This window comes from Gordonia sp. NPDC003585, assembly GCF_040610755.1.
GTDB lineage: Bacteria > Actinomycetota > Actinomycetes > Mycobacteriales > Mycobacteriaceae > Gordonia.
This window is the reverse complement of record NZ_JBEXMX010000140.1, coordinates 1-6,200: the sequence shown is the minus strand read 5'-3', so window position 1 is coordinate 6,200 and position 6,200 is coordinate 1. Positions and strand designations below refer to the sequence as shown.

6 protein-coding genes and 1 pseudogene are annotated in these 6,200 nt (G+C 67.0%); 2 read left to right on the top strand and 5 right to left on the bottom strand.

Going from position 1 to position 6,200, the window contains the following annotated elements; translation table 11 throughout:
• Nucleotides 1-280 precede the first annotated feature (280 nt).
• The 4 genes from ABZW74_RS23520 to ABZW74_RS23505 are packed head-to-tail and all read right to left on the bottom strand — an operon-like array spanning nucleotide 281 to nucleotide 1,940.
• Complete coding sequence (locus ABZW74_RS23520) at nucleotides 281-715, bottom strand: molybdenum cofactor biosynthesis protein MoaE (RefSeq protein WP_240857698.1); 435 nt, start codon at nucleotides 713-715, stop codon at nucleotides 281-283.
• Entirely contained in the window at nucleotides 712-1,212 is a 501-nt protein-coding gene (locus ABZW74_RS23515) for a MogA/MoaB family molybdenum cofactor biosynthesis protein (RefSeq protein WP_240857699.1), read from the bottom strand. The genes ABZW74_RS23520 and ABZW74_RS23515 overlap by 4 nt, the downstream gene beginning before the upstream one ends.
• Nucleotides 1,205-1,711, bottom strand: coding sequence for a cyclic pyranopterin monophosphate synthase MoaC (gene moaC / locus ABZW74_RS23510; RefSeq protein ID WP_240857700.1), 507 nt, complete (start codon nucleotides 1,709-1,711; stop codon nucleotides 1,205-1,207). Before moaC ends, ABZW74_RS23515 begins: the two co-directional genes overlap by 8 nt.
• 4 nt (nucleotides 1,712-1,715) lie before the next feature.
• The gene (locus ABZW74_RS23505) at nucleotides 1,716-1,940 is read right to left on the bottom strand and encodes a hypothetical protein (protein WP_240857701.1); all 225 of its coding nucleotides are present in this window, start codon (nucleotides 1,938-1,940) and stop codon (nucleotides 1,716-1,718) included.
• Nucleotides 1,941-2,094: 154 nt separating this feature from the next.
• On the opposite strand from ABZW74_RS23505, the gene ABZW74_RS23500 reads away from it, so the two are divergent.
• Entirely contained in the window at nucleotides 2,095-4,296 is a 2,202-nt protein-coding gene (locus ABZW74_RS23500) for a protein kinase (RefSeq protein ID WP_355279790.1), read from the top strand.
• A 15-nt stretch (nucleotides 4,297-4,311) separates the two neighbouring features.
• Here the strand turns inward: ABZW74_RS23500 and ABZW74_RS23495 are convergent, their stop codons facing one another.
• Nucleotides 4,312-5,421 (bottom strand): alanine racemase, encoded by a 1,110-nt coding sequence (locus ABZW74_RS23495; protein ID WP_240857703.1) that lies wholly within the window; start codon nucleotides 5,419-5,421, stop codon nucleotides 4,312-4,314.
• Nucleotides 5,422-5,481: 60 nt separating this feature from the next.
• Between ABZW74_RS23495 and ABZW74_RS23490 the strand changes: the two are divergent.
• Nucleotides 5,482-6,200, top strand: a pseudogene (locus ABZW74_RS23490) (hypothetical protein); the annotation flags it as partial.

The following is a 6,200-nucleotide window of genomic DNA, read 5'->3' as shown; positions in this document are numbered from 1 at the left end:
AGACGGTTCAGTAGGGTTGTAGCGCGCACGGGTCAGCTCCCAAGGTTGGTTGTGTAGGAGCTTTCAACCCTACGAGCGCCCGTGCGCCCACCCGCACACACCCGGCCCGTACGCCTAACTAACCATCCACATTCAGAGCAGAAGGGCCGAAAATTTGTAGGGGACGATTGTGAACCTCGGGGAAGAAACTTCTTCCCCGAGATTTTGCGAGCACCACAGTATCGTGTTTACCCAGGTCAGAAGGCTGGTCACCGAACTCTTCGAGTCAGCGATCCGCGAATCAGGCCGACCCGACCCATTCGTCGCTGCCGTCGACAAAGAACTGATGTTTCCAGACCGGCAGTCGGGCCTTCACCTCGTCGACCAGGCGCGCGCAGATCTCGAAGGCGGCGCGACGATGATCGGCCGCGACCGCCACGATGAACGCGGCGTCGCCGACCACGAGGTCGCCAACGCGGTGCGACACCGCAACCGCACGCACCTGAGCATCTTTGACGATCTCGCCGACCACTTCATCGAGCACGTTCGGCGCGGTGGGATGCGACGAATACGAGAGCGCCGTCACTCCCCTACCGCCGTCGTGGTCGCGCACCGCACCCACGAATCCGACGATGGCTCCGGCCCGTCCGCCCGCGGCGTCGGCGACCCACGCCTCATGTTCGACCAAATCAATGGATGATTCGGCGACGGCCGTGCGGATCTGCGGCGAACTCACCGGTGGTCACCGCCGTGAATCTGGTCGATGGCGTGGTGCACGACGCCGGCCAGCACCTCCAGGCCGTCCCGGACACCACCGGTGGAGCCGGGCAGGTTCACCACGAGGGACGAGCCGGCCACGCCCGCTGTTCCTCGCGACAGCACAGCCGTCGGAACGGCCGGCAGGCCCGCGGCGCGGATGGCATCGGCGAGACCCGGAATCTCGAAGTCGAGCAGTTGCCGGGTCTCCTCGGGAGTCCGGTCGGTCGGGGTGAGACCCGTTCCGCCGGTGGTGATCACGAGGTGTGCGTCGGCGTATAGGGCCGCTCGGATCGCCTCGCCGACCGGTGGCCCGTCCGCGACGACGATGTGCTCGTCAACCACAAATCCCTGCGCAGTCAGCCATTCGGCGATGATCGGCCCGGACCGATCCAGGTATTGGCCGCGACCGGCCCGCGTCGACGCGACCACGATCCAGGCGCGCAGTTCACGGCCGGGTGCGGCGTCGTCAGACATCGTCGTCCCGCCGCCAGGTGCCCGACTTGCCACCGGTCTTCTCCAGCAGGCGGATGTTGTCCATGTGCGCGCGGCGGTCGACGGCCTTCACCATGTCGTGCAGGGTGAGGCCGGTGACAGCGACGGCGGTCAACGCTTCCATCTCGACTCCCGTCTGGCCCGACGTCGAGGCCGTAGCGGTGACCTCGATCCGATCGTCGCCGATGACGAAGTCGATCTCCACCGCGGATAACGCCAGCTGGTGGCACAGCGGGATCAGCTCGGACGTGCGTTTGGCCGCCATGATGCCCGCGATGCGGGCAGTGGCAAGGACGTCGCCCTTGGGCAGTTTGGCCTGACTGAGCAGGTCGATGACCTCGGCCGTGGTGCAGAACGTCCCACCGGCCACAGCACGCCTGTTGGTGCTCTTCTTGCCGCCCACGTCGACCATCCGGGCCGTCCCCGACTCGTCGATGTGGGTGAGGCCCGGGTCGCGGTCGGCGGAACTGGCCGACGACATCAGATCAGCGGTTGATGACCGTCTTGGCCTGCACGAACGGCAGCTCGTCCTGCGGCAGCGGGAACTCGACGTCACCGAACGGCGACAGCGCACCCGAGATGTTGGTCGCGAACTCGGAGACTGCGTGCTCGCCGTCCGCGAACGGCCAGCCGTTGTCGACGTAGCGCTTCTTGCCGGACTTGTCGGCGCCGGCTTCTTCGGTCACGGTTTCTTCGGTCACAGCCAGCATTCTGCCATGGCGCCTGCGACCGCACCGACCTCCTCGGCACCCAAAGATCGTCCAGTCCGTCCCACCCTGACCAACTGAATGAGTCAGCACCACGATCATCAGGCCATTCGGTATCGTCCCTCTCGTCCCCACTCACTTGACCAGGGAGATCGAGGTGGCGCTGAGTCCCGGAAGTCAGATCGCCGGCTATCGCGTTCTCTCGCAGCTGGGTCAGGGTGGCATGGGCGCGGTGTATCTCGTCGACAACCCGTCGCTGGAACGACGTGAGGCACTGAAGGTCATCTCGATCGCAGGCGCGGGCGACCCGAGCTTCCAGCAGCGTTTCACCAACGAGGCCAGAACCGCCGCCAAGCTGAACCATCCGAGCATCATCACGGTCCACCAGTACGGCATCGACAACGGGGCGCCGTGGTTTTCGATGAGCTACATCGAAGGGCGGGATCTTTCGGCCGAGCGTCTCCGGCCCGCCGAGGTCGCCCAGGTCGTCGGCCAGGTGGCCGACGCGCTCGACTACGCGCACCGGCACCGGGTGATCCATCGAGACATCAAGCCCGCCAACATCATCGTGACCCGGGAACCCGGCGGGGTCGAACATGGCGGGATCGAACATGGCGGGGGTGCCATCGAACGCACCGTGGTGCTCGACTTCGGAATCGCGAAACTTGCCAACACGGCGGGACTGACCGGCACCCAGGGCTTCATCGGCACACTCGCGTACTCCGCGCCCGAGGTGATCGACGGCGGCGAGGCAACACCCGCCGCGGATCAGTACTCACTAGCCGCAACGGCGTACGCGCTGCTGACCGGGCAGCCGCCACTGGTGGGCAGCACACCGTCGGCCGTGGTCATGGCGCACGTCCGCGGTGCGATCACGCCGGTCTCGCAACTGCGGCCCGACCTGGCCGCCACCGACCATGTGTTCGCGCGGGCATTTGCGCGCAACCCCGCCGACCGATTTCCGAACTGTCGCGCGTTCGCGGCCGCTCTCGGCAGCGCATTGACCGCTCAGACGCAACCGTTCACGCCCCCACCACCGCAGACTCCGCCACCGCCGACCCCGCACCACGATCGCATTTCCACTCCGCGGCCGATACCCGGCGCGCCGACGCCTCCGCCGCCCGCGCGCCGTCGAACCGGCCTCATCGTCGCGTCGGTGGCCGCGGTCATCGTGCTTCTCGTGGCAGCCGGTGTCGGGGTGTTCTTCTGGAACAAGTCCCGATCGGGGTCCGACGAGACATCCACCACCGTGGCCGCGCAGAAGCTCATCGCGACTGACGGCGGAGCATCATGCGCGGCGCAGGGCGGCACGCTTCGATGCTGGGGCAACAACAATTTCGGACAACTCGGCGACGGAACGACGACCGAACGCCCCGCGCCCGTCTCACTCAGCGGTATGACCGAGATCACCGATATCAGCATCGGCGCGTTCCGCAAGTCGGACAACACCTGGCCGGCGACGACCTGCGCGGTGTCTGCCAGTAAGGCATTCTGCTGGGGCGACAACGCCTTTGGTCAAGTCGGTGACGGTCAGACCGGCACCACCGTGTCGACACCCACCCAGGTCGGCTCATTGAGCGACGTCACCGCGATCTCTACCGGCTGGGGCACCACATGTGCGATTTCAGCCGGCGAGGCATATTGCTGGGGCGACAACGACCGCGGACAGCTCGGGGCGTCGACACCCCGGACGTCGACAAGCCCTGTCAAGGTTCCCGGTCTCACCGGAGTGCGGGCCATCGCAACCGGATTCGGCACCACCTGCGCGATCGCCGACACCGGCCTGCATTGCTGGGGCGACAACCGAACAGGGCAGGTCGGAAACGGCTCGACCTCCACGGAACCAGTGGCACCGACGAAGGTCGCGCTGGACAAGGTCACCTCGGTGTCCGTCGGCGGCTACAACTACGACCCGAACACGGAAGACAGTGCGGACGGCGAGTACCGCCGCACAACATGCGCCACCGCCGACGGCAAAGCCTATTGCTGGGGTGACAACACGTACGGTCAGATCGGCGACGGCACGACCACCCAGCGCACGTCACCGACGCCCGTCAACGCACTCGACGGCGTGACGTCGATTGCCACCGGGTGGACTTCCACGTGCGCCGCCGCACAAGGCAAAGCCTATTGCTGGGGCGACAACGCCGATGGCCAGCTCGGGTTCTCGAGCGACGGGCAGGTGGCAATACCGCACGAGGTGACCGGACCGGAAGGTCTGACGACGGTGGCCGCAGGTTTCGGGACTGCCTGCGCACAATCGGACTCCGAAGTGTTGTGTTGGGGCAACAACAGCAACGGCCAAGTGGGGAACGGCAACACGACCGACCAACCCACGCCGCAAAAGGTGTACTTCTAGGGAGACACGCCCTGGTCAGCTGTTTTCCCCTCGCGCCACGACGTCCCACCGCTCGGTCACATCACCTCGATCGTCGACGATCATCAGCTCGTCGACCAGGTTGACGGCGGTACAGACATGATTGGGAATCAACCGGATTCGTGATCCGATCGCCGGAATGCCTTCCGAAGCCGCACCATCGGGGAACTCGACGACGGCATGATGTTCCGACAGCGACGTCACGCGGGCGTCGAGGTGATCCGGCAGACGACCGAACCCTGTTGTCCACGAAGGACGGTCCGCGCCGAGGATCTTGCTGCCAGCATCGACGACGACGCGGTGGCCGGTGCGGTGGACCACCGTCGTCACCGCCCACAGGCTCGCGTCGTGGATGCCGCACGAGCACATCTCCAACTGCTGCGCGTCGTTGAACGGGTAGACACCGGGCCGGATCTCGGTGAGTACCCCACCGTCGGCGAAGTCCAGGGTCGGTGTCGAGCCACCACTGCGCACCCGAGGCTCGATCCCCTCGTCGGACAGTCGTTGCGCGGCAACGGAAAGCACCCTCGCCTCGTCGTGAGCCGCGTCGCGCCGGGTATCACCGATCCCATATCCGTGCCCAGGAAAGGTGAACACACCCACCACGTCGAGACCCAGATCTCTTGCCGCCGAGGCTACTTCACCTGACCGCTCGGGCGCCACCCCGGTGCGGTGCTGCCCCGAGTCGACCTCGATCACCACCTCGACCGACCGAGTGCCCAGCTCACCGGCCAACTGGCGCGCGCCCTCGACGGAATCGACCCCGACCCGAACGCGCACCTGGTCGGCCAGCGCGGCCAGCCTGCGACCCTTGGTGCCGGTCACCCACAACGGATAGGCGATGAACAGATCACGACATCCGGTCGCGGCGGCGTGCGCGGCGAACACCTCGGCCTCGCCGATCGTCGCCACGGTCAAACCCGTCGCGCCGGCAGCGATCTGACGCCGCGCCACCTCGAGGCATTTGTGCGTCTTCGCGTGCGGTCTCAGTTCCAGTCCCGCGGCGCGGGCCACCCCGGCCACCCGATCCAGATTGTGCTGCATTCGTGCCGCGTCCACGGCCAGAAACGGAGTGTCGGGCCCGGCCGGCACAGAATCAACTGGCATGAGCCCAGCCTGTCACCCGCGACCCCGCAATCGGAACCCGGCGTCGGTAGACTCGATCGAATGAGTTCGGATGACCAGCGGCGCAGCCTCGCGCAAGACCTGGCCGGCCGATCCGACGACGCACTCGCCGAGCTGCTGGCGCAGCGTCCCGACCTCGCCTCGCCACCCCCGCAGGGCAGCGCCGTCCTCGCACAGCGCGCGCTCGCGCCCGCGTCGCTCGCACACACCGGCGAGGATCTCGACCTGTTGAGCGTTGCCGTCCTCGAGCAGGCGCTGGCGCTCGGCGCTCGTCGAAACGCAGGCAGTTCGCACGCGACGGCCGGCGCCATCGTCACCGCGATCGGCAATCGAGCTGATCCGCAAGACATCGCAGACCGCATCGACCTGCTGACACTCCGCGCCGTTCTCTGGACCGAGGGCGCCACGCTGCAGGCCGGGGCCCATGCCGACGCCGCGCTGCCGTGGAAGGCCCATCACCTCACCGGCCTGCTGTGCACGCGTACACCCGAGACCATCAGCGCCCTCCTCGAGAAGCTCGACGACCGCCAGCGCGAACTGTTGCAGACGCTCTCTCGCGGCCCGGCACTCGGCCGCAGCCGCGACGCAGGGCCGGCAGCCGACCCCAACGCACCCATCCCACGTCTCATCGAGGCCGGCCTGCTGGCCCGCGTCGACGATCACACCGTCGAACTCCCACCGACCGTCGGCACGATCCTGCGTGGCGAACCACCACTGCGCACCGACGATCTGCGCCCACCAGTGCTGCACGAGCCGGGTGC